Source organism: Candidatus Didemnitutus sp. (genome assembly GCA_019634575.1).
Taxonomy (GTDB): Bacteria; Verrucomicrobiota; Verrucomicrobiia; order Opitutales; family Opitutaceae; genus Didemnitutus.
The window spans coordinates 1,313,279-1,335,051 of sequence record JAHCAY010000001.1 but is presented as its reverse complement, the minus strand read 5'-3'; the positions used below and the strand labels follow the sequence as shown (position 1 = coordinate 1,335,051).

Annotated in this window: 21 protein-coding genes; 9 read left to right on the top strand and 12 right to left on the bottom strand. The window is 66.2% G+C overall.

All coding sequences use genetic code 11. The features are described from left to right. Positions 1–30: 30 nt before the first annotated feature. Positions 31–522: a hypothetical protein gene (locus tag KF715_05575; protein ID MBX3736138.1), complete on the bottom strand. Its 492-nt coding sequence runs from the start codon at positions 520–522 to the stop codon at positions 31–33. 67 nt (positions 523–589) lie between these two features. Here KF715_05575 and KF715_05570 point away from each other — a divergent pair, with 67 nt between their 5' ends. From KF715_05570 to KF715_05550, 5 genes are all read left to right on the top strand, one after another. Then, positions 590–1,675, top strand: a complete 1,086-nt coding sequence (locus KF715_05570) for a hypothetical protein (protein MBX3736137.1) — start codon at positions 590–592, stop codon at positions 1,673–1,675. Between the two features lie 107 nt (positions 1,676–1,782). Continuing rightward, the gene (locus tag KF715_05565; protein MBX3736136.1) at positions 1,783–2,697 is read left to right on the top strand and encodes a hypothetical protein; all 915 of its coding nucleotides are present in this window, start codon (positions 1,783–1,785) and stop codon (positions 2,695–2,697) included. Continuing rightward, positions 2,694–3,557 carry a sulfotransferase domain-containing protein gene (locus tag KF715_05560; protein ID MBX3736135.1) on the top strand — a complete coding sequence of 288 codons (864 nt, stop codon included), beginning with the start codon at positions 2,694–2,696 and terminating at the stop codon, positions 3,555–3,557. Before KF715_05565 ends, KF715_05560 begins: the two co-directional genes overlap by 4 nt. 57 nt (positions 3,558–3,614) lie before the next feature. Then, entirely contained in the window at positions 3,615–3,914 is a 300-nt protein-coding gene (locus KF715_05555) for a lasso peptide biosynthesis PqqD family chaperone (GenBank protein ID MBX3736134.1), read from the top strand. Between the two features lie 15 nt (positions 3,915–3,929). Continuing rightward, complete coding sequence (locus KF715_05550; GenBank protein MBX3736133.1) at positions 3,930–5,171, top strand: vitamin K epoxide reductase family protein; 1,242 nt, start codon at positions 3,930–3,932, stop codon at positions 5,169–5,171. A 38-nt stretch (positions 5,172–5,209) separates the two neighbouring features. On the opposite strand, the gene KF715_05545 is transcribed toward KF715_05550, so the two are convergent. From KF715_05545 to KF715_05520, 6 genes are all read right to left on the bottom strand, one after another. Next, complete coding sequence (locus KF715_05545) at positions 5,210–6,613, bottom strand: tetratricopeptide repeat protein (protein ID MBX3736132.1); 1,404 nt, start codon at positions 6,611–6,613, stop codon at positions 5,210–5,212. Positions 6,614–6,619: 6 nt separating this feature from the next. Continuing rightward, positions 6,620–8,140, bottom strand: coding sequence for a nucleotidyltransferase family protein (locus KF715_05540; protein ID MBX3736131.1), 1,521 nt, complete (start codon positions 8,138–8,140; stop codon positions 6,620–6,622). Between the two features lie 350 nt (positions 8,141–8,490). Next, the gene (locus KF715_05535) at positions 8,491–10,377 is read right to left on the bottom strand and encodes a hypothetical protein (protein MBX3736130.1); all 1,887 of its coding nucleotides are present in this window, start codon (positions 10,375–10,377) and stop codon (positions 8,491–8,493) included. 200 nt (positions 10,378–10,577) lie between these two features. Continuing rightward, a complete protein-coding gene (locus tag KF715_05530) occupies positions 10,578–11,225 on the bottom strand; it encodes a phage tail protein (GenBank protein ID MBX3736129.1) in 648 nt (215 codons plus the stop codon). A 76-nt stretch (positions 11,226–11,301) separates the two neighbouring features. Then, the gene (locus KF715_05525; protein ID MBX3736128.1) at positions 11,302–11,607 is read right to left on the bottom strand and encodes a hypothetical protein; all 306 of its coding nucleotides are present in this window, start codon (positions 11,605–11,607) and stop codon (positions 11,302–11,304) included. Positions 11,608–11,650: 43 nt separating this feature from the next. After that, on the bottom strand, positions 11,651–12,376 hold the full coding sequence (locus KF715_05520; GenBank protein ID MBX3736127.1) for a tail fiber protein: 726 nt from the start codon (positions 12,374–12,376) through the stop codon (positions 11,651–11,653). 439 nt (positions 12,377–12,815) lie between these two features. Between KF715_05520 and KF715_05515 the strand changes: the two genes are divergently transcribed. Together KF715_05515 and KF715_05510 are read left to right on the top strand one after the other, a co-directional pair. Next, on the top strand, positions 12,816–13,355 hold the full coding sequence (locus KF715_05515; GenBank protein MBX3736126.1) for a GNAT family N-acetyltransferase: 540 nt from the start codon (positions 12,816–12,818) through the stop codon (positions 13,353–13,355). Positions 13,356–13,516: 161 nt separating this feature from the next. Then, positions 13,517–14,197, top strand: a complete 681-nt coding sequence (locus KF715_05510; GenBank protein MBX3736125.1) for a hypothetical protein — start codon at positions 13,517–13,519, stop codon at positions 14,195–14,197. Here the strand turns inward: KF715_05510 and KF715_05505 are convergent. Genes KF715_05505 through KF715_05495 form a run of 3 tightly spaced genes read right to left on the bottom strand, consistent with a single transcriptional unit; the run spans position 14,190 to position 16,485 of the window. Further along, on the bottom strand, positions 14,190–15,122 hold the full coding sequence (locus tag KF715_05505) for a sulfotransferase (GenBank protein ID MBX3736124.1): 933 nt from the start codon (positions 15,120–15,122) through the stop codon (positions 14,190–14,192). The two genes, KF715_05510 and KF715_05505, sit on opposite strands and share 8 nt — an antisense overlap. Beyond that, complete coding sequence (locus tag KF715_05500; protein ID MBX3736123.1) at positions 15,119–16,018, bottom strand: aspartyl/asparaginyl beta-hydroxylase domain-containing protein; 900 nt, start codon at positions 16,016–16,018, stop codon at positions 15,119–15,121. Before KF715_05500 ends, KF715_05505 begins: the two co-directional genes overlap by 4 nt. 11 nt (positions 16,019–16,029) lie before the next feature. Beyond that, positions 16,030–16,485: a lasso peptide biosynthesis B2 protein gene (locus tag KF715_05495; GenBank protein ID MBX3736122.1), complete on the bottom strand. Its 456-nt coding sequence runs from the start codon at positions 16,483–16,485 to the stop codon at positions 16,030–16,032. Positions 16,486–16,749: 264 nt separating this feature from the next. Between KF715_05495 and KF715_05490 the strand changes: the two genes are divergently transcribed. Next, a complete protein-coding gene (locus tag KF715_05490) occupies positions 16,750–17,490 on the top strand; it encodes a class I SAM-dependent methyltransferase (protein ID MBX3736121.1) in 741 nt (246 codons plus the stop codon). Here KF715_05490 and KF715_05485 read toward each other — a convergent pair. Both KF715_05485 and KF715_05480 read right to left on the bottom strand, forming a co-directional pair. Then, entirely contained in the window at positions 17,487–18,629 is a 1,143-nt protein-coding gene (locus KF715_05485; protein MBX3736120.1) for a nucleotidyltransferase family protein, read from the bottom strand. The two genes, KF715_05490 and KF715_05485, sit on opposite strands and share 4 nt — an antisense overlap. Next, positions 18,626–20,407, bottom strand: a complete 1,782-nt coding sequence (locus KF715_05480) for an ABC transporter ATP-binding protein (GenBank protein ID MBX3736119.1) — start codon at positions 20,405–20,407, stop codon at positions 18,626–18,628. The genes KF715_05485 and KF715_05480 overlap by 4 nt, the downstream gene beginning before the upstream one ends. 221 nt (positions 20,408–20,628) lie before the next feature. Between KF715_05480 and KF715_05475 the strand changes: the two genes are divergently transcribed. Further along, entirely contained in the window at positions 20,629–21,768 is a 1,140-nt protein-coding gene (locus KF715_05475) for an outer membrane beta-barrel protein (GenBank protein MBX3736118.1), read from the top strand. Positions 21,769–21,773 lie beyond the last annotated feature (5 nt).

Below are 21,773 nucleotides of genomic sequence, written 5' to 3'. Positions count from 1 at the left end.
AGCCGGCCTGCGGACTGGGAAGCGAATCGGTCAGGCAGTCGCGGGCGCAGGCTCGGGGCGCAGCCAGCCGCTCATGCGCGGAAACACAGGCGCACCGCTGCCATTGTCCTGCGCGTGGGTGAGACCGAACCACTCGAGCAGGGGAGCTCCCGGTGCGCCGGGTCCGGCGAAGGCTGCGAGCAAAGATTCGGAAGCCCCGCGATAGCCTGCGGGATGAAAAACGACCGTTGGATCGATTCCGATGTGGCGCGCGGCGGCGTAGGACCAGGCTTGGGCGGCGATCTCGTCCGCCATCGTGCTGCCGAGGTCGCCGTTCAACGCAGCGCGTTGCGAGGGGGGCGTCACCGCGATGTGTCCGGCCTCGTGCAGGAGATCGCCCGGGTAGGCGAGCCGTGCGCGATCGATCACGAGACCGCCGTTTTCGATGAGGATGCCAGGCACGAAAGTGCCCGCGGGGAGGGCGCGCTCCTGGAGAGGGATGCCGATTTCGTTAAGGAAATGAACGATTCGATCGAGGGGCACGGCTGCGACGGGATTGAGCGGAGCAAAACGATCAGGCGGAGCGAAGCAATGTCGCGATTTACGCCGAATGCGAATTGCCCTTGCGCCGGTGACGCCGACGGCGTCGGTTCGATGGGTGAATGCTGAGCGCAGAGCTTTTGACGAGTGGACGACCTGCCTCATCGACGAGACGCGCGCGCCGCAGGAACACCTGACCGCCGCCCACGCCTGGTGCGGTTGGGCGCTGGAGCGCTTGGGAATGGACGCGGTCCGCATCGATCCGCCGGACTCGACCGGGACGCATCCCACACCGCTGCCGGGCGGAGAAGCAATCTCCCCTCAACGGGCGGTGCTCTGCCTGCGTGAACATCTGCGCACCGCGGTTTACCTGCGCGCGCTCGATGCGGCGGTGCGGGCGGCGCAGGAGAAATTCCCCGGCGAGACGATCCACCTCGTCGAGGCCGGGTGCGGTCCGGCGGCGCCGATGGCGCTGGCAATGGCGGCGCGCTATTCGCCGGCGGAAGTGCAGGTGAGTTTGCTGGATATCCACGAGGCTTCGCTGGGCGATGCGCGCCGGCTGGCGGCGGACCTGGGCGTCGAGCGGTCGTTGCGCGCGACGATTTGCGGCGACGCGGCGGCGGTGCGTTTCGCGGAGAATGACCGGCCGCATATCGTCGTGGCCGAGGTGTTGCGGCGGGCGTTGAAGAAAGAGCCGCAGGTGGCCGTCACGCGGGCGCTGGCGCCGCAGTTGCGCGCGGGAGGCTTTTTTCTGCCGGAGCGAATCGAGGTCGATCTGGGTTTCGTGCGCGCGGGGCTGGCTGGCGGCGGGAGCTGGGACATCGAGCGGCTCGGACCGGTGTTCGTCCTCGATGCGGGGCGGACGGACGCGCTCGTGCCGGATGCGGCGGGACGGCTGCCGGAGCGGAGCATTTTCGTGCCGGCGCATGCGGCGAGCGCGCTGCAACTGCTGACGCGGCTACAGCTTTTCGCCGCGCACGCGCTCGAGGATTTTCATTGCAGCCTGACGATGCCGGAGCGGCTGCGCGGCGTGCCGGACGCGATCGCGGCGCGCGGAGGGCGGTTGCGTTTGGCTTACGAGATTTCCGCCGACCCGGGCGTGCGGCTGATCGCGGCGGAGCCGGCAGAAGAGGCGATTTCGGCCGTGCGTTTTTGAGCGGCTCGTGCACAAACCCGGGCGATCTCCCGAATGCTCCGATACCCTTCGATTTCCAGCGTTGGCACACCGAACACGCGGCTCGCGTGTGCAGGAGGTTTCCTGCCGTGAGCGAGTCTGCGCGGGTGCACATGGGTTTCGGTCTGCGCATGCGGTCGGAACTGGATTTGCCGGAGCTGACGGCGACGACCGGAGCGGAGCCGGTGGATGTCGAAATTGTCTACGGTCAGGTGCCGGCCGAGCTGCCGGGCACGCTGAAACATGGCGTGCGCTTTCAGGCGGCGGCCGACGCGTTGCGGCTGCAGGTCGATGGCGTCGCGACTTATCTCGTCGAACAGGGCCGGCGGATCACGATCGATCGCGCGGCGCAGGCCGACGATGAGGATGTGCGGGTGTTTCTGCTCGGCTCGGCGATCGGCGCGCTGTTGCACCAGCGGGGCGATTTGGTGCTGCACGCGAGCGCGATCGAGTGGGACGGCGAAGCGGTGGTTTTTCTCGGCCGTTCCGGCGTCGGCAAATCGACGTTGGCGACGGCGTTTCGGCAGCGCGGGCGAGCGGTGCTGACGGACGATCTCTGCGTCGTGCGACCGGGGGCGGGCGGGCGGATGTTCGCCGAGCCGGGTTTTCCACAGGCCAAGCTCTGGCTCGACTCGCTGCGCCAGCTCGAGATTTCGCCGGACGGTCTGCGCCGGATCCGCAATAAGCTCGAGAAGCGCGCCGTCCCGCTGGGGAGGGAGTTCGCGACCGCGCCGCGACCGATTCGGAAGCTCTTCGTGCTGCGTCCGCACAACAAGCCCGACCTGTCGATCGAGCCGGTGCTCGGGCCCGCGAAATTCGCGGTGCTCAAGAACCAAACGTATCGCTTCGGATTTCTCGCTGCTGTCGAGGGGAAAACCGGCCATTTTCAACATGCGTTGCGGCTGGCGCAGCAGGCGGGGTTGGCGGCGGTCGAGCGGCCCGACCGCAGCGAGTTCAAGCTCCCGGAACTCGTTGCCGCAATCGAAGCCGACCTGCGGGCATGAAAGGCATCGTCTGGCTCGCGTCCTACCCGAAGTCAGGCAACACGTGGTTCCGCACGTTCCTGACGAATTTCCTGCGCGACGCAGACACGCCCGCGCAGATCAACGCGCTCGACGGCGGACCGATCGCGAGTGCGCGCGGGGTTTTCGACGAGGCGCTCGGCTACGATTCAGGCGAACTGACCTTCGAGGAGATCGATGCGCTGCGTCCGGAGGTGTATCTGCATCAGGCGCGCGAGGCGAAGGAGACGCTCTATTGCAAAGTGCACGACGCCTACACGTTTTTGTCGGATGGGCGGGCGCTGATCCCCGCGGAGGCAACGGCAGCGGCTTTGTATTTCGTGCGCAACCCGCTCGATGTGGCCGTATCGTTCGCGCACCACGGCGGGCATGACCGGTTTGATCGCGTGATCCGGCAGATGGCGCGAGACGAGAATTCGTTTTGCGAAACCGATGCCACCGAAGCGAACCAGCTTCGGCAAAAACTCCTCTCGTGGAGCAATCACGTGCGGAGCTGGGCCGACGCGCCGGGCGTGCGGGTCCATGTGGTGCGCTATGAAGACATGAAGCTGCGGTCCGAGGAGACTTTCGGCGCGGCGGCGCGTTTCGCGGGATTGCCGGACGATCCGACGCGGTTGAAAAAGGCGATCGAGTTCAGCCGCTTCGAGGAACTGCGCGCGCAGGAGGAGAAAACGGGCTTCGCCGAGAAGATGGCGCGCGCGAAGTCCTTTTTTCGCAAGGGCGAGATCGGCTCCTGGCGGGAGGCGCTCACTCCGCAGCAGGTCGCCCAGGTAGTGGCGGACCATGGCGACGTGATGCGGCGTTTCGGCTACCTCGACGCGAACGGCGAGTTGGTATTTTGAGCGATTTCGGCCGTGCAATGTCGCGCGGTGCTGGCAAAAGGTTGCGCGGGCCACGTAATGTCCGCGCTTCCTCCCCTTGCACTTACCACGTCCGTCGTCCGCAGCTCCGACCAGGTGTCGGGCGATCTAGATGGCAAAGTCGTGCTGCTCTCGATCGAGAACGGCGAATACTACAACATGAACGAGGTCGGCAGCCGCATCTGGGCGCTGATCGAGCAGCCGATGACAGTCGCGGCGCTCGTCGACCGCCTGCTCGGCGAGTTCGAGGTCGAGCGTGCGACGTGCGAGCGCGAGGCGCTGGCGTTCCTCGACCAGCTGCAGCGCGACAAGTTGCTGCGGGTGGTGCCTTCGGCGTAGTCATTGCCGCGTGGCATGATCAACCGGCTGATACTCTGGCTGTCGCTCGCGGGCATGGTGCTTGCGTTGCACCTCTGGGTGCAGAAGGCGCGCGGCTTCGACCAAGGTTGTCTCGGACTGACGAAGCCGGCGGCGGTGGCTCCGGCGGAGCGCGGCGGGTGCGAGGAAGTAGGCGCGTTGCCCTCGAGCCATCTGCTCGGGGTTTCCAATGCGGCTTGGGGATACGCCTTCTATTTCGCGTTGGCGCTGGTGTCGTTTGCCAAGATTTTCATGGTTCCTCCCTGGGCGCGCCGGCTGCATGCCGCCGGAGAGATCACGGTGGTGGTGGCGCTAATTTATTCCGGTTACCTCGTCTACACGATGGCGTTCGTGGCGCACGCTTGGTGCGTGCTGTGCACGCTGTCGGCGGTGGTAGTCGCAGCGCTGGCGGTGTTGCATGGTGCGTTGCGGTGGCGCGGAGGATTCGCCCCGGTGCCGGAGAGCGCGCGACTGGTCGAACTCGCGGCGGCTGGCGGGGGCCTGTTCGTGGCCACGGGAGTGCTCGTAGGCGTCCTGCTGTTCGTGGACCGACTCGGCACGCGACCGCTCGACCAAGGCAAGACGCGCGGCGAGGTCGAGGACATCGTGGGGACGGCGCTGCCGAAGTTCATTGACGCCGCCAAGCTACGCGAGATGCGCCCATGCCGCTTCGACGACGACGGGCGCGTGGTGCCGTGGCGCGACTTCTTGAGCGAAGGCACGCCGTTCGTCGGCAAGGCGGGCGGGCCGACCGTGATCGTGTTCTATGATCCAAATTGCGGGCACTGCGCCGCTTATCATCCCATCTTCGTGCGGGCGATGGAGCGGTTCAAGGACCGCGCGCGTTTCACGATCCGGCCGCGGGTCCTGTGGGACGCGTCCGTATTGCAGGTCGCGGCGTTGCAGCTCGCGGAGGGATCGGGGAAGTATTTCGAGTTGTGGCAGGCGATGTTCGACCGGCCGAAGGACGGCTCCGGCAACGGGGCGAGTGTGGAGCAGATTGCGGCAATTTTCCGCAGACTGGGCCTGGATGCGTCCGATCTGGCGGCGCGGCTCGAGGCGGTGCGTCCGCAAGTGCTGGCAGCGCGCGAACAGGCAAAGCGCGCCGACATCGGCGGCGTGCCGGCGATCTACATCGAGGGACGTCGCGTCTGGTCGCCGAATCGCGGCGAGGATTGCCTGGGCAAGTTGATCGAGAAAGTCGGCGGCAGCGTGTCGCCGCCGACGGGTGCACGCTGAGACGAAGGAGCGCGGGGAAACAACCGCACCGCGCGGCGTCACTGTTCTCCGATCGAAGTGGGGTGATCGGACGGCGAGGCGAACTCGGCGAGCGCGCGCCGAACCTCGGCGAAGACCGGCGCCCACGCGCCCGGCGCGGGTTGACGGAATAGCCGGACGGTCGGATACCACGGGCTGTCGGTGCGGTCAGCGAGCCAGCGCCAGTCGGCGGCGAAGGGGAGGAGAATCCACACGCGTTTGCCGAGCGCACCGGCCAAGTGGGCGATGGCAGTGTCGACGGTGATCACGAGATCGAGTGCGGTGACGATGGCGGCCGTTTCGGTGAAGTCGGACAGGCGACCGCCGAGATCCACGACGTTCGGGCACGAGGCGAGCGCAGCGGCTTCACCGGGCCGGGCGTCTTTTTGCAGACTGAAAAAGCGACCGTGGTGCGTAGCGAAGAGCGTGGCGAAGAGTTCGGGCGGCGCGGTGCGAAACTGATGACGGTGGTGCTGAGGATTGCCGGACCACGCGAAGCCGATGTTGGGGCCGCGACCGAGTTCGATTTGCCACTCGGCGATCCTTGCCGTCGGCGCGTGCAGGTAGGGAATTGGGGTGGGAATGGTGTCGAGACGGGTGCGAAAGCCGCGGGGCAGGCTGAGGAGCGGGCAATACAGGTCGAAGGGCGGCACCGTCGTGCCGATCGGCATGACGCGCACATCGGTAATCGACGCGCCGAGCAGCCCGCAAAGCGGGGGCTGCACCGCGAGAATGACGTCTGCGCCGGCGTCGCGGGCGAGGAGCGCGTAGCGGCAGAATTGGAGCGTGTCGCCGTAACCTTGCTCGGAGTAGATCAGCAGAGTGCGGCCTTCGAGGGAGTAGTCGCCTTGCCAGAGCGGAGCGGGGAAAATGTTGTTCGCCCAGCCGGCACCGAAGATCGCGCGTTGCTCGTAGTTTTCCCAACCGGCTGCGAAATCGCCGGTGGTGAGCTGGGCGAGCCCTTGGTTATAGCGAATCAACGCCGAGTTTGGGTGATGGCTGCGGGCTTCGGCGAAGGCGGCGAGCGCTTCGGCGAAGCGGTTGTGCAGCAGCAAAGCGGCGGCGAGGTAGACGAGGGCGGCGTGGTGCGTCGGCGAGGTGGCGACCGCCTGATGGAAGGCGGCGATGGCCGCCGGCAGGTTGCCGACCTCCTGGTGCAGCAGGCCGTCGACGATAAGGGCCTCGGCGTGTTGCGGGTGGCAGGCCAGCGCGCGCTCCACGAGCGCCCGCGCTTCGGCAAACCGCCGCTCGTCCTTGAGCAAGTAGGCGAGATTGGCCAGCGCGTCGGCGTCGTGGGGCGCGAGCGCGAGGTAGGCTTCGAACGCGAGGATGGCGGCGGGCCGGTCGTTCTTCGCGGCTAGGGTGAAAGCGAGCGAACGATACGCAGCCAAGGCGTCCGGATCGAGTTGGTCGGATGGCTCCATCGTCGGCTACGGGATTCGCCAGAGATAGATTTGCGAGATCGTCTGCGGATTGACGCTGACGATCTTGGTTTTTTCAGGAGGCCAGCCCGGAAAAATAAAAGTGTGCGAAACGATCCGTGTGCCGCGGGAAAGCTCGCGCGCGAGCTTACGGCGCAGATCAGGGTAGGCGAAGCCTTGGAGATAAAGGCAGACGACGGTGGCGTCCCGCAGGGGAATCCGCATCGCGTCGGCACAGAGGAACGACGTGGTGGCCGCGACTTGCTGCGCGGCGGCCGATGCGGTGGCTTCGCGAATCCGCTGCGGATCCAAATCGATCCCCACGCCGCGAGCGCCGAATTGCTTTGCCGCCGAAATCACGATGCGTCCGTCGCCGCAGCCCAAGTCGTAGACCACGTCGCCCGCTTTCGTCTCGGCGAGGTCCAACATGGCGTCAACGGTGCGTTGCGGCGTCGGAGCAAAGCGCCCGATGCAAGCCGGGTCGTCCGATTCGTTTTTCCCGACGGGAAGCGGGGAGCGGAATCGGTTGCGGATATGCCGCCAGACGTAGCGCAAACGATCGCCCCAGTTCGGCTGGAGCCGTAGATTGAGGCGCAGAGCGGCAGCCGAGTCAGGCGACATCGACTGGCCGGCTTCAAGTTGCCGGCATAGTTTCGCCGCGTGCCGGTCGAGCGCGGGCTCGCGTGCGATTTCCTTGGCGACTTGCGGTGGTAGTTCCTGGCCGACGACCCGATGGCTGGCCACGAGCGAGAAAATCAGACTCGACCGAAGGCCGGCAGTGTCCGCTCGAGCCAGCACCAGCGGCCAATCCCACGTCGCATGATGGTTGAGGAGGCTGAGCAGATCAGCCACGCGGCGCAGTTCGAGCCAGCGAAGGCCGTTGCGGTTGGCGCAGAGGCGGAACAGCCAGTCGATCGTCGGGAGGGTTTTCAGATCTCGCCCGCCGACCGGGATCGTTTCGGCGCGACCGATCAGCCCTTCGAAGTCCCGGTCGGTTGCGGGCAGCGAGTGGACGATCACCCGGCTGCGATGGCGATCGGCGAGGGCCAGAGGGCTTACCTCGAGTGAGTAGCCGAGGGAAGCGAGCGCGGTTCGCGCTCGAGCCGCGTCGCTGGCGCGCACCAGAAGTGTCGTGTTCATTCCGAGGGAGCGCAGGCTCGGCACTGGGTAGCAACGCCGGGCCAATGCCCAGCCGCTCGCAAACATAAATGGGATGCTGGCTCGCGTCAGCAAGTCGTGGAGCACGCACGCTTCGCGCGCACGTGCCAAGTGCCTGAGCTGGGTGAAGTGCCCGATCGCCTGCAACTGCTGCAGCGTGTCCGCAGGCGGAGACCATCCATTGTCCGGGCGCGACGCCATGGTCCCAAGCGAGGGCAGCAGTCCGTGGCAACGAGCCAACCAAAGGAGCCGGTGCCAGTTGCATTGGGCCCCGGAAGCAGCGTCCAAACTGACCTTAGGGGGGGCGTTTGGTCGCAGCCCATAATTCAGGCTGGCCTGAAGCAACGCAAACTCGGGAGTCGGCTGACTCACGGCGGGGGGGCGAAGGCAGGTGCAGGTGGCAGACGCATCGCGGTCAACGCTCTTGGGAAAACCGTATTGCCCGGCACTTGGCAAGACGCTTGACCATTCGCAGTTCGCCTGCCACCAAATCGCACCATGAATTTCACCGGACAGACTTCCTCGATGAAGGATCAAAAAGTTTTTTCTTCGAGCGGCGCGAAACGCGCGTGGGTCGCTCCGGTTGTGACGCCTTTAGGAGTCGGGGAAACGGAGACTGGAGCAGGAATGACCACCGAGGTGCAGTTCGTTGGTATGTGTGGAGCCGGGGCGACGATGTCGAGCGCCGCCAACACAAATTGTAGTTAATCGCGCCGCTTGGTTTAGTCTCCGCAATCGAGTGTGGCGCACGGTCGCACACGCCAAGTGGCGTGCCAGCGGATAAATCGCGCCAAGGCGGCGCTGTTTGCCAAAGTCAGCTCCCTTTGCCACAAGCCGAGGGCGGCGTCCTGCCATTGACGTGCAATCCAGGCGCAATCGAGATGCCCGGCCACCGCAGGATCGCCGCTCAGTTTAGAGAATGTATCCTGCAATTCGCGCAGCTGAGCCGCGAAGTGAGATTGGAAATCCGGTTGAGGCTGACCGCGACTCACGCGGAGGCGCACGGTGTCGGGTAGCTGACCGCGCATGCTCTCGCGCAGGAGCCGGCGGTCCCAGCCGTCCCGGATTTGCTGCTCGAAGGGAAGCGACAGGCAAAATTCGTTGAATCGGAAGTCCAACATCGGAGCTCCGCTCCGCCGGCGCGCGCGAGTCGAGCCTACGACCGACGGCGCGGCGCCCGTCTGTTGAGTCGCGACTTCCGTAAGGATACGATGCAAGCGGCGACGCGGGTTTCTTGGCGGCGTGTTCCATGAAGCAAGGTGGGCTCGCGTCAATTCGTCGATTCCCGTTCGCGCGCGCAAATCGGGATTCAGAAGGCTAAGCCACGGCGACATATCCGACCCGCGTTTAGGATACGGGAAGATTCCCCGCCAAATGCGACCAAGCGTGGCATGGCGCACCAGTGCTCCCCACGATCTGCCATAGACGCGGCGCTGCCCTGCTACTTCGCGCAACCACGTTGACAAGTGTCCTGTCGTGGCGAGATGCGCGAGATAACCAAGAGGCTGGTTTTCGAGAGAGACGAGGTAGTTGCCGCCCAGTCCGCTCAAAATCACTCCGATATCCAAACTGTCCAGAAGGGCGGAATACGCCGGATCTTCGCCTGCGGGCAGGCTTCGGAACGGAACAAGGTTGTGCTCGAAAAGATCGTCCCAACTCGCGAGCGGCGCGGCGCCGGAGTTGCCCGGTAGGAAATGAAAGTCAATGTCACGCGCGGAAGCGCTGAGGTCTTCGACAAAGGCCGATTCGTCGAGGACTCTGCCGGTATGTCCGTAGCGATTGGAGCCCGCCCTGCGCCGGTGGATCGCTTGTAGGCGCGCGCCGTCGCGCGCCAGGATGCCACCGGCAACCGCGGTAACCGCGGACGAATCCAGCCCGCCGCTGAGGAGCACGGCGGCGCGTCCGGAGTAGCGCTGCAGGCAGTTTTGCGTGGCACGCGTGAATTCGTGACGGAATGCCTCGACGTATTCTTCGTCCGACTTCAGTCGCAGCACGCGATCCGGATCAGGATTCCAATAGCGTGCGATGCGGAGGCGGCCGTCCTGAAATGAGAGTCGGTGTCCGCCAGAAAGCCGCTGCACATCGGCGTAGAGAGTTTCCGCGGGAGCGAAATCGATGCGTGCGACGTAGCAGGCGAAGGCGGTTTCGTTGAGCTGGCGCGAGACTTCCGGAAGTGCGAACACGCCTCGGAGTGTGGAGGCGAAGGTGAAAAGACTGGCGTGGCGAACGAAATAGAAAGGGCGGTTGCCGAGATGATCTACGGCGGCGAAAAAACGCCGTTCGAGCGGATGCCAGACGGCGAGGGCGAACGAGCCGGCGAGTCGAGCGGGACATTCCTCTCCCCAGCGATCATAGGCTTCCCGAACAAATGCGCTGTCGGCGTGCGCGCGCGCCTCCGAGTTGGACCAACCGAACTCCGCCGCGAGCTCGGCGCGGTTGTCGAGGTAGGCGTCGGTCACGAGAAGGCGTCGTTGCGCTGGGTCCACGTGCGGTTGCGATTCAAATGCGTCTTCCGGAAAAAACGCTTGAGCGAAGTGCCCGAAGCCGGCTGAGCCTTCCGCCCAGATGGCGACTCGATCCACTGGGCATATCGCCATGGCGTCGATCATCGAGCGAACCTGCGCTGGCGCGACGGAGCCGGAATCTAAGCGAACGATGCCTGCGATGGCGCGCACAACTGCACAATGTCACCCTGCTGGATGACCACGCAAGTGACAAGCGTTGCACCGAGCCCCCGGTGCGGCGGCGCGCGGTGGGCGTGAAAAAGCCGCCCTTTTCGAGGGCGGCTTTCGAGGAAACCGGAATCCGCTTAGTTGCGAGCCGGGAAGATGCCGGCGGTGGCGATGATGTAGTTCACCACCACGTAGGGCTGAAGAATCGCAACAGGCTGACTGCTGCCGCTGCTGCCCACGGTGGTGGTGGCAGAGGCTGCGATGCTGCCTCCGAGAACGGTGGGGGACATTTGCGCGGCCATGGTGGTGTCCGTGCCACTGCCGGATGCAGCGTAAGGCTTAATCGAGACCGGACTCGCTCCGCCCGTCGTGCCCACCGTGAGCATGTTGCCCGTGGGCACCGCGGAGGTCGTGGAAGGCGCAGTGAGCGCGTGAACTGTGGTTGTCGCGGTCAGACCGGAAATATCGGTGGTCACGTTGGTCGTAGCGACGTGATTGTGCATGGGCATCTGCGACGTAAGTATCGTCACGGTTTCGGAGCCGGCGGCTTCTCCCATGTCGTATAAGGAGGTGCCGGGGCTTCGTCCTTTGCCAATGGCGACACGACCACCGAGGTTCGGTAGCCCGAAGGTTTGCATGCCGTCGCCACCGAAGGTGGTGCCAAGGAGCGCGAAGAGGGCGGAATTCTGCGCGATGGACATGAGTTGTCCGGCGCAGAAGGCGTAGTTTCGCGGAGCGAAGTTGAAGGCGACAGATTTGATTTCGCCGAGGAATGGTTCTGACATGGCGGGAGACGTGGACGGATGGGTTATGGTTGTCGGTCTGTCGGCGGTGCCTGAGGGATCGCCGGATCCGGAGTGGTTATGGCGTCTCGTCCCTGAGCAAATTGAAGACGGCCTCGTAGAGAATGCCGATCTTCCTTTTTTGCACCGGGACGAGAAACAGATCGATTTCGCCGAGCGCAGCGTGGTTCAGGCGGTAGATGCCCTGTTCCAGTTTTTCCCCTTCAGCGAGGAAATGCAGGGAGAACGAGAGCTGCACCTCGTCGTCGATGCCTGAACGCACGGTGACAAGTTGGAGCGTGCGGATGGCGCCGCCATCGAGATGGAGGGCAAAGGGTGTGTTGAGCAATGGCTGGTAAGCCTCGGGTGTGAGCGGCAGGGACATGAAAAAGGCGGCCCGCCGCCGAAGCGGCGGGCCGGAAAACAAATCAGTTCCGCTGCGGGTAGACGCCGATGGTCGCGACGATGTAGTTGAGCGCGACGAGGGGCGGTCGGATATCAACCGCGGCACTGGTTCCCGTCACTCCTATGGTCGTCGTCACGCCAACCGTGGTGGCCGCGGTCGCGGTAGTGGCGGCGCTGGCAGTGACGTTGCCGCTGAGCGTCGTCGTGGCGGCACCGCCGGCAAGCGTGGTAGCCGTGCCGCTTGGCGCGTAAGGCTTGATTGCCACTGGCGTGGAGCCTGCCGTTTGACCAACCGACAACAGGTTTCCGGTTGGAATTGCCGACAAGCTGGCCGGTGCCGTCAGCGCATTGATTGTCGTGGTCGCCGAGAGGCCGGCGATGCTGGTCGTCACGGTTGTCGTGGGCGTGACGGTCGTCGTCGCGGTCGCATTGCTGGCTGCGGCGTGATTGTGAGCGGGTAGCTGGGCCAAGCTTAGCTGGATAGCCTGTGCACCGGCAGAATTGCCGAGTTGGTAGGGGGTGAGCCCCTGAAGCGTGCTGCCATTGGTTGCCAAGGCGACGCCGACGCGGCTCTGGAGGTTCGGCAGGCCGAAGGTGGTCTGGCCGTTGCCGCCGAAGTAGACGCCGTAGAGCGAGTAGAGCGCAGCATTCTGTTGCACCTGCATCAGCTGGCCGTTGGCAAAGGCGTAGCCGTAGGGACACCACGGAAAACCTACCGCCTTGATTTCACCGAGCATGGGATCTGACATGTTGGGACTGGGTTCGAGTTTTGGGATTTTCGGCCGGATCGACCGATTGGGTTCATGGTTGCGACGCGGCGTTCGTTTGCGCGCGCGTGGGCGCGGCAAGGCAGAGCGGCCGGGTAACAAATTCGCTTTGGGCTTCGCCCCGGGTTTTCGCCGCCGCCCTCTTCGGGCGCGCGGACATCGTGTCCTCACGGAAACGGCAGGGGCCGAAGTCAGGCAATAGGGTCATGCTGTGGGGCATGCCCGGTGGCCCCCGGTGCACGAGAGGAGGAAGACACGCGGCCCATCGAAATGCACGCCGAAAGTCCGCTCCTTTCGTGAACACAGAAAGTGTGCTTTCGCTTTTCGTCCTTCGGGGGGGAAGCTGCGAGGTTGACACCGCGCGCGGCCCATCGCTTTCCATGTGAAGCGCGCATCGGCGCGCGACACCATCGCCGCCGCCATGCAAGTGACCGCCCATTTGACTCTCCGCCCGGTCCGTCCCGAAGATGAGCCGTTCCTCCGCGAGCTCCGCGCGCACGTCGACATCGAGCGATTGCACCTCAACCAATGGTCCGTCGAGGCGCTGCCGCTCGCGCAACAAGTCATCGCTTCGCAGTTCCACGTCCACGCGGCGCACTACCGCAAAGTGAAGAACCTGCGCGATACGAAGGACTGCGTGATCGAGTTGAACGGGGTCACCGTCGGGCGCTTCATCGTCACGCAAAATGCCGAGGAGGTTTATCTCTCCGACATCGCGGTGCATCCGAATTTCCGCGGCCAGGGCATCGGTGAGGCCGTCGTCGAATCGACCAAGCACGAGTGCGAGCAAAGCCGGCGATTGCTGCACCTCCACGTCGACAAGGACAACACCGCGCTTCAATTTTATCTGCGCCTCGGATTTCGCGCCATCGGGCAGTCGGAAATCAACTTTCTGATGGAGTGGGTGCCCGCCAGCCTCATCGGCCGCACCCAGGTCCACGCTCCGAAAACTTCCGGGTGAACTGGGGCGCGGAGAACGCCGCGAAGCCGCACACCGCCACGTTCGTTCTCTCGACCGGCCGATGCGGCACGCAATGGCTGGCTCATACCCTGCGCGCGGCGGGAAAAAGCTTCGGTCGCGTCGAACACGAGCCGATCGGCGACGGTTATCATTCGCGGGAAATGCTCGGCGCGGGCGATCCCGCCCAGCTTGCCCCGGTCGTGCGAAAGGGAGTCGAGGCCCATCTCGAAAACATCGAGCGCACGCTCGAGCACTCCGATTATTTCGAGGCCGGCTTCCCGTGTTGGAGCTCGGTGCCGTATCTGCTGCGACGTTTCGCTGGTCGAGTGCGGGTCGTGCATCTTCTGCGGCATCCAGTGGCAACAGCCTATTCCTGGTGGTCGCACGGCGCTTATCAGCCGCAGTTGCTGCCGCGTTTGCCGCAAAAGATCCTGCTGCACCCGGGCGATGCGGGGGTCGCTTTTCCGGAATACGCGCAACGCTGGGCGCATCTCCATCCGGTCGAGTGCAGCCTGTATTATTGGACCGAGGTCAATGCGTTCGCACGGAGTCTGGAGAAGACCGCCGGAGTGCCGTGGCTGCGGCTCGACCACAGCGATCTGTTTTCCGAAGCCGGGCTCCGACGACTGTGCGCTTTTCTCGGCGCTGAATATTCCCCGCGTCTGCGCGCGAATGCCGGCCGCGTGATCGACGAACATCATTTTTTCGTCAGCTCGTGGATCGAACCGGACTTTGTCTCGCACCACCCGACGACGGTGGATTTGGCGCGGCAGCTGGGCTACGATGCGCTGGCGGTGGACGCCGCCGCACTGCGGCGGCGTTTCGCGCCGTTTCTCAGCTGAGGTCGGCGATAAATTCGCGATACGCGGGCAGGGCGAATTTCTCCGCTGCCGCGAGCAGCTCGTCGGTCGCCTCGAGGCGCTTTGCCGCCGCGTCGGGCACGAAGCGTTGTTCGGGATTCTTCGCGTCGCGCGCCGCCGCGGCGAGCAACGCCTCGCGCTCCCCATCGTCGAACGCGCAGTCCGGAAACCCGCGCGCCACGAGATCGGGCAGTTGCGTGTAGTCGATCGTCGTGAGTTCGCTCCGGTGCGTCCGCGCGGCCCGGAAAAACGCCCCGAGGATCGCTGAAGCGTGTTCCACCGGGGAGAGCGCATCGCGCACGGACGGCGTCAATCCGAGTTGCGCGGGTGTGACGGTGTCGCGCACCAGGGTCAGGCTCGGTCGCCGCATCAGCGACACCAGCACCTCCACCGGATGGCGATGAAGGAAGACGAAAGGCGTCGTTGGAAATGCGCGCCGCATGAGCGGCACGGTGAAGATGTGCCACGAGTCGAGCTTCACAAACAGCCGCCGGCATCCCGCGGCGTGGGGCCGTGCGAGCGCGGCAACGGCTCCGCGGACGAGCGCGATCTTCTCGCCGTCCGTCGTGGCCGGACGGTGCAAGTGGAGGCGCAGCACCTCATCCACCAGCGGCGGCTCGGCGAGCACCGTGTGTTGCGGGAGAGCCGCGAGCATTTGCGCGACGAGCGTCGAGCCGCATCGGGAGACATGAAAGACGATCGCGGTCGGCTCCGGTCCGGAGAAATTACGGAGCTCTTCCAGCGGCGTGGTGCGAAGCGGTGTGCTACGGTTGACGGGCAACTGGCGCAATCGCCTCAACGTGTGCTCGAAAAAAGACTCCGTGTAGCGAGCGTGGTCCGCTGCGATCCATTCGAGCCGGGCGTCGAGGCCGCCACGGGCGAGACGGAAGGGGATTTCGACGCTCATGTCGCGCCGGCCGCATGAACCTCGATGCGCGGGAACTCGCGGCGGATCGCGTCCATTACCGCGACGAAATCTCCGCGATGTTCGCCGTGCAGATCGGGCGAACTTTCGAGCTCTGCCGACCAGTCGCTGGCGATGTCGACGGACGCCGGCAGGCGCAGACGGATTTGCCAGGAATAGATGCCGGCCCAGTTCAGGATCAGTGTCGCGCCTTCACTGCGGAACGTCACCGGTGCGCCCGCGGCGGCGAGTTCTTGTGCGACGGCCGCAAACACCGGTAGGACCGCGAGGCTGGATCCTGTGACGCCACGCACAGTGGCCGTGTGGTTCGGAAAATGCGGCGCCGGAGTGGAGGCGAACAACTGGTGCAGCCAGTCGTCGACGACACAGTCGAGCACGAGGTGGATGCGGTCGACCGTGCCGGTGTTTTCCACGGCGTGCGGCAGGTTGACGTTCGTATACCAACACTCGCCCGGCGCGAGGACGAGGCGCGAGCCGTCGAGGATGAAACGCACGCCGTCGCTCGTGACGATGGGGATGTGGATGCGCACTTCGCCGTCCTCGAAATCGAGGGCGTGGTCGACGTGCTCGGCGATGGCCGAGCCGGCTTGGAGACGCAGCAGGCGCACGGCGTTCAGCGGGCAGCGGAAGTGCGCGAGCACGGCGCGGAAATACGGGCAGCGCGCGAGCAGCGCGGTGTCGGCAAAGCGCTGGCCATCGCGCGCCTCGGGCACGAGGTTGTCGCGCGAGCCGCCGAGGGAGCGCAGCGCGGCGCCGCTCCAGAGGCCCTCATAGTGGCGGCGTTGCACATGGGGAATCCATTCGTCGTCGCGGACGAGCGCGAGGTCGGCGCGGAGTTTCTCGGGGTCGAAGGTAAAGGGCAGGCGGAGGCAGCGCATGGGGAAGCAGGTCAGTCCGGCGACTCCCAGCCGAACCACGCGAGCGGGCGGTGGCGGACGGCTTCGAGTTCACCGGTGAGGATCTTGTCGCCGGCGCGGAGCCAGGCGTGAGCTTGCAGGAGCGCTGGATCGGCGCGGTCGGGCGCGACGCCGAGGTAGAGCGTGCTGGCGATGCCGCGGCGGCGCAGCATTCGCTGCGCGGCGATGGCCTGGGGCAGACAAACAAAGGAGATCGGGGCGTGACGCGCGGCGGCTTGCACGGCCCAGGAAATCTCGACGGCGATCGCGCGCTCGGTGGAGGAAATTGTCTTGGCCGTTTCACGTTGCGGCGCTCCGAACGTGCGCGCAATGCGATGGAACGGCAGCAGATGCACCCGCGCCTTGTCCCAGCACAAGCCCGCCAGCGCCTCGACGAAGAGGAGCCGCTCGCGACCGCTGCGACGGAGAAACTTTTGCCAGCGCGACATGGAAAGGCCCTCGCGATAGGCGAGCCGCGCTGCAATCGACGCAAGGCGAATTTGTCGGCACGCTGGCACCGTCGGGTATCGCGCGTCGGGGCGCGCCGCGCAGATCGGTGGGGCGAAAGGGCGAAATTACGTATTAGGTAACGAACAACTGCGTCGTGGATTCGGGCGACTCGAGCTGAGAGCGGCGGTTTCGAGTGTGGTGGCGAGATTCTGGCGGGAGTTTCGATCGTTGCGGCGCCGCGACGAATCCGCGAAACGAGGCGCGTGTCGCTCGAAACTCTGAAACCCCCGCTTCGTCGCTTCCGCATTTACCGCGCGCTGCGGTTCGCGTGGCATTTCGCGACGGATCGGGTGTTCCGCCGCGACTACTTGCGGCGGCTGCGGCCGGCGCGCGGACAGTTTCAATTCCGGAGCTTCACCCGCGAAGAGCGGTATCCGCGCATCTTCGCCTTTCTCGGCGAGCGGCTCGCGGCGCGGGCGGACGCGCGCGTGCTGTCGTTCGGTTGCGCGACGGGCGAAGAAGCGTTCTCGCTGCGGCGGCGTTTGCCGCAGGCGTTCATCAAGGGAGTGGACGTGAACGCGCTGGACATCGCGGTGGCGGAACGACGGCGCGCAGCCGAGGGTGCGGCGGGCGAGCGCATGGAGTTCACGTGCGCCGCGGACGCCGCCGGCGAAAGCGCGGACAGCTACGATGCGGTGCTGTGCCTCGCGGTGTTTCAGCATTCCGCGTTGAAGGACGAGGCGCGCGAGAGCTGTGCGGCGTTCATTCGCTTCGGGGATTTCGAGCGCGTGCTCGGCGGGCTGGCGCGTTGCTTGAAACCCGGCGGCTATCTCGCGTTTCGCTGGGCGAATTTCCGTTTCGAGGACGCGGCTTGCGCATCGGATTTCGAGCCGGTGCTGACGTTGCCGCCGGGGGGCGCGCCACATCCGCGCTTCGATCGGGACAATCGCCGGCTCGCCGCGGAGCCGGATCGCCAGGTGGTGTGGCGGAAACGTGGCGGTTAGCGACGGCGCAACAAGCGCCACAGCCACAGGAACGGCGTGGCCGGGTAGTAGAGCCAGAACCAGCGGTCGGGCAGCCGCCACACCCGCCAGTTGCCCGGCGTGAACAAGTGCGGAACGAGCACACGCCATTTCGCGGAGGCGCCGCGAGCAAGCCGCAGGCGATACCGAAGTTGACGCATCCACTCGACGATCGACTCGTTGCGGCGCGGCGTGCGGACAATCTGTCGGCGCGCCTCGGCGAGCAGCCGACCGCTGGCCGGTGCGTCGGCGAGCGCGGCAGGAATGGGTGAGCCGAACAACTCGACGGCCAGCGCGACGCCCTGCCGCAGGGCGCGCTCGGAGCCGGCCGCGCAGGCGCGGAGGCGGAGCGCGGCCCAGTCGAGATCGTCGCGCTCGAGCAGGCGCGCGATGTCCACGAGCCAGAAGAGGCGGAACCACGCGTGGCGCGCGCCGTGTTGGAAAAGCAGCAGCGCATGGTCCCCGAGCGACAGCGTGCGCACGTCGCGGCCGGCGAGCGAAACCGTCGTGACCGCGTGGTCCGCGGGCGCACCTTCCAAGCGCCAGAGGAGTTCGATGCGGAGCGGTTCGTCGGAGTGCGCGAGCTGGTATTCGAAATCGGGCTTGGCTCGGACGAATGCGCTCAGCTGGCGCGGCGTCAGGGGGAATTCCGGCCACGTGCGCCGCAGTCCGGCGGCTTGCAGCGCCGCGTCGGCGGCGCCGGCATCGTGCGGCGTGACGACGAGATCGAGATCGCCGCTGAAACGCGCGGCCGGTTGGCCGTGCAGCTGTTGGGCGAGAACGACGCCCTTGATCGTGAAAGACGATATGCCCGCGGCGGCGAGAGCGTCGGTGAGCCGGAACAATTCGGCCGTCTGCGCGAGGGAGCGGCGAAGCGATTGGACGGCGGAGGCGCGCACGCGCTCCACGACGTCGCGCGGGCAATGCGCGGCGAGCACGGTGCCAGCATGCGCTAGAAGGAACGGCGCAAGACGGTGTCGCTCGACCGCGGCAACGAAGCGACGCCAGTCGACGCCAGTCGCATCAGGTGGCGCGCCGTCGCGTCCGAGGGCGCCGCGCGCCAGCGTCAGGAGCAGACGCAGCTCGGGGGAAAACGCCGGAGACGCGGGCGAAGCGATCATGTGCGGGCGTCGGCGGCGAGCAACGCGCGGAAGGCGCCGTGTTCGCGCGCGGCGAGTTCGTCCCAGGTGCCGGTCTCGGCGATGCGGCCGGCTTCGAGGACGACGATGCGGTCGGCGGCGCGCACGGTGGAGAGGCGGTGGGCGATGAGCAGGATCGTGGTTTCGCCGTGGAGGCGCTCGAGGGCTTCCTGGACGAGGCGTTCGTTTTGCGGATCGAGCGAGCTGGTGGCTTCGTCGAGGACGAGGAGGGAAGGACGGCGCAGGAGCGCGCGGGCGAGGGCGAGGCGCTGGCGTTCGCCGCCGGAGAGGCGCAGGCCGCGATCGCCGATCACGGTGTCGAGCCCGTGGGGGAGACGTGCGACGAATTCCTCGGCGGCGGCGGCGTGGAGCGCGGCGGCGAGTTCGGCAGGCGAGGCGTCGGGTTTGGCCCAGAGGAGGTTCGCGCGGACGGTGTCGTGGAAGAGAAAGGTTTCCTGCGGCACGTAGCCGATGGAGCGGCGCCAGGCGTGGCGCGCGGCGCCGGTGAGCGAGGTGCCATCGACGAGCACTTCGCCGGCGTCGGGTTGGAGCAGGCCGAGGGCGAGGTCGGCGAGGGTGCTTTTGCCGGCGCCGGAGCGGCCGCAGAGCGCGGTGGCGCGGCGCGCGGGGAGAACCAAGTCGATCTCGCCGAGCGCGAGCGGTCGGTCCGGCGCGTAGCGGAAGGAGACGCGCGTGAAGCGGAGTTCCTGCGTGAGGGCGAGGCGGTGGGCCGCGGTGTCGGGCGGCTCGGCGGCGGCGAGGTAGCGCGCACGTTGCGCCTCGGTGGCGGCGTAGGACGGGAGGTTGACTGCGAGTTGTTGCCACGAGCTGTGGAGCTGCGACGCCTGGGCGAGGAGGCGCGAGAAGATGAATCCGAGCAACAGCAGCGGGCCGAGCCCGAGCGGTCGCCAGAGGAGTGCGCCGGCGGCGAAGATGCCGAGCGTGGCGAGCGAGGTGATCTCGACCCAGAAGCGCATGTGCGCGGCGCGGTCCTGTGCGTGCACCGTGAGGCGTGAGAGCTCGCCGAGGAGTTCGCGGAATTGCCCGTGATGCGCGTCGGTGCGGCCGTAGCTCTTGGCGATTTTCAGGCCGGCGAGATGTTCGGTGACGGCGGCGGCGACGCCGGCGCGTTGGGCGGGTTGCTGGCCGAGCAGGTGGTGTTGCCGGCGTTGCCAGGAGCGGAGCCCGAGGGCGGCAGCCGCGGCGGCGGCCATGACGCCGAGCGTGAACCATGGCGCGATGGCGAACGCGGTGAGGAGTTGGACGAGCGTAACGACTCCGGTGGTCGCGAGGCCCACCAGGTGCGTGGTGCAGTGGCTGGCGCGGGGGAGTTCCTCGAGGAAGGCTTGGGTGAGGTCGGACGTGCGCTGGCGCGTGAGGAACAGCCAGTCGGCGTCGAGCGCGGCGCGGTGGAAACGGGCGCGGAGCGCGGCGGAGAAATCGGCGTCGAGCCGCGCCTGCACGGCCTGCTGGGCGCGGCGCAGTGCGGCCAGCGCAAGGCGGGCGCCGAGGAACAGCGCGAGCGCGCTGCCGAGGCCGAGTTGCCAGAGCATCCACCGCGGCAGGCCGGCGGCCGGTCCGGCGCTGCCGGGCGAGCCGACGCCGCCGGCATGGAGGAGCGACGCCAGCAAGGCGAGCGATGCGGCTTCCAACGCGGCGGAGACGAGCAGCACGGACGCGGCGATGCGGAGCCTCCCTGCGGAGACGGTGTCGAGGTCGCGCAGGTAGGCGCGGGCGGTGGAAAGGGTGCGCAGGTCCACGAAACGGCGCCGTAGGCCCCGGCGCGGCGTCGAGGCTGAACGCTTCGGCGCGCGGCTGTCCATGCTTTTGCAGGTCGTTGGCTGCGTTCGCGGGTGACGCGGCAGTGCGGTTTTGTGGTGGACATTGCGGGGCGACACGGCGTTTTTGCGAGACGACCGGGTGAGTAGCTTTGGGGCCACGAAGCGACTTTTCCACGCCCTTCCACACTGATGCCCCCGCCATGAGCAAATTCGTCCTTCACCACGCTAGTGTCGCTTGCGCGGCGTTGATCGCCGCCAGCCTTTCGGCTGCGGAAATCGGCCGCAGCCGCGTCGTCTCGACGGTCGGGGCGCGCCTCGACTACGACTCGAACATCTTCGTCAACAACAGCGAAGTCCACGACTGGGTTTACTCGATGAATGGCGGCGTGCGCGTGATCCACGACGTCAGCGAGCTGACCACGGATGTCGGCGTGTGGGCGAACGGCCAGATCTTCACGGATCATTCGGATCAGAATTCGTTCGATCCCGGCATCGATGCGCGGCTGGCCTACGTGCCGTCGGATAAGACGAACATCAAGGTCGGCACCAGCTGGCGCCGCTCGTCGATGGCGAACGAGGCGCTCAACACGCGCGCGAAGTCAGCGGACTTCGCGCTGAACGGTCAGTGGGAACATCTCGCCAGCGAGAAGTTCGGCGCCCGTCTCACGGGCGATTACACGAAGAGCGATTACCGCACCGCGGGCTACAGCGACCTTGCGAACTACTCGGTGGGCGTGGATGCGATCTACGTCTACTCGCCCAAGCTCAAGGCGCTCGCCGGCGTGACGTGGGGCGAATCGTGGACGTCGCATCGCTCCTTCAATCGCCGCAATCCCGGTGGCGACGACACACGCTACACCGTCGGCTTCGAAGGTGAACTGGCGCCCAAGGTCACCGGCGAACTCAGCGTCGGTGTCCAGAAGCGCAGCTTCGCCACCGCCAGCTTCGGCGACAACAGCTCGCTCTATCTCTCGACCCGCCTGACGTGGGCCGCCGCGCAAAAGACCGTCTGGAACCTGCGCGCCAGCCAAGGTCTGAACGTGACCGCCGCCGACCAGTCCTCGAAGAATTTCGACTCCTCCCTGTCGCTGACACAGGAGCTGGCCGAGCGCCTCAGCCTCGAAGGCAGCGTCGGCTACACCCGCGCCAACTACAGCTCGTTCGGCGGCGCCGGCGCCCGGCGCGACCACGGTGCGAATGCCCGTCTGCGCTTGAACTACGCGTTGAGCGAGAGCGCGAGCATCGATGCGTCGGCCGGCATCCGCGACAACAGCTCCGACCTTGCCACGTCGGATTACCAGCAATTCAACTTCGGTGCCGGTTTCACGTATCGCTTCTGATTTCC

Excerpts from the sequence above, each read along its gene's own strand:
- KF715_05495 (MBX3736122.1), bottom strand. The coding sequence starts at position 16,485 with ATGTCGCGCTGGCAAAAGTTTCTCCGTCGCAGCGGTCGCGAGCGGCTC.
- KF715_05500 (MBX3736123.1), bottom strand. The coding sequence starts at position 16,018 with ATGCGCTGCCTCCGCCTGCCCTTTACCTTCGACCCCGAGAAACTCCGC.
- KF715_05515 (MBX3736126.1), top strand. The coding sequence starts at position 12,816 with ATGCAAGTGACCGCCCATTTGACTCTCCGCCCGGTCCGTCCCGAAGAT.
- KF715_05535 (MBX3736130.1), bottom strand. The coding sequence starts at position 10,377 with ATGATCGACGCCATGGCGATATGCCCAGTGGATCGAGTCGCCATCTGG.
- KF715_05505 (MBX3736124.1), bottom strand. The coding sequence starts at position 15,122 with ATGAGCGTCGAAATCCCCTTCCGTCTCGCCCGTGGCGGCCTCGACGCC.
- KF715_05530 (MBX3736129.1), bottom strand. The coding sequence starts at position 11,225 with ATGTCAGAACCATTCCTCGGCGAAATCAAATCTGTCGCCTTCAACTTC.
- KF715_05525 (MBX3736128.1), bottom strand. The coding sequence starts at position 11,607 with ATGTCCCTGCCGCTCACACCCGAGGCTTACCAGCCATTGCTCAACACA.
- KF715_05560 (MBX3736135.1), top strand. The coding sequence starts at position 2,694 with ATGAAAGGCATCGTCTGGCTCGCGTCCTACCCGAAGTCAGGCAACACG.
- KF715_05545 (MBX3736132.1), bottom strand. The coding sequence starts at position 6,613 with ATGGAGCCATCCGACCAACTCGATCCGGACGCCTTGGCTGCGTATCGT.
- KF715_05555 (MBX3736134.1), top strand. The coding sequence starts at position 3,615 with ATGTCCGCGCTTCCTCCCCTTGCACTTACCACGTCCGTCGTCCGCAGC.
- KF715_05485 (MBX3736120.1), bottom strand. The coding sequence starts at position 18,629 with ATGATCGCTTCGCCCGCGTCTCCGGCGTTTTCCCCCGAGCTGCGTCTG.
- KF715_05520 (MBX3736127.1), bottom strand. The coding sequence starts at position 12,376 with ATGTCAGATCCCATGCTCGGTGAAATCAAGGCGGTAGGTTTTCCGTGG.
- KF715_05570 (MBX3736137.1), top strand. The coding sequence starts at position 590 with ATGCGAATTGCCCTTGCGCCGGTGACGCCGACGGCGTCGGTTCGATGG.
- KF715_05475 (MBX3736118.1), top strand. The coding sequence starts at position 20,629 with ATGAGCAAATTCGTCCTTCACCACGCTAGTGTCGCTTGCGCGGCGTTG.
- KF715_05550 (MBX3736133.1), top strand. The coding sequence starts at position 3,930 with ATGATCAACCGGCTGATACTCTGGCTGTCGCTCGCGGGCATGGTGCTT.
- KF715_05510 (MBX3736125.1), top strand. The coding sequence starts at position 13,517 with ATGCTCGGCGCGGGCGATCCCGCCCAGCTTGCCCCGGTCGTGCGAAAG.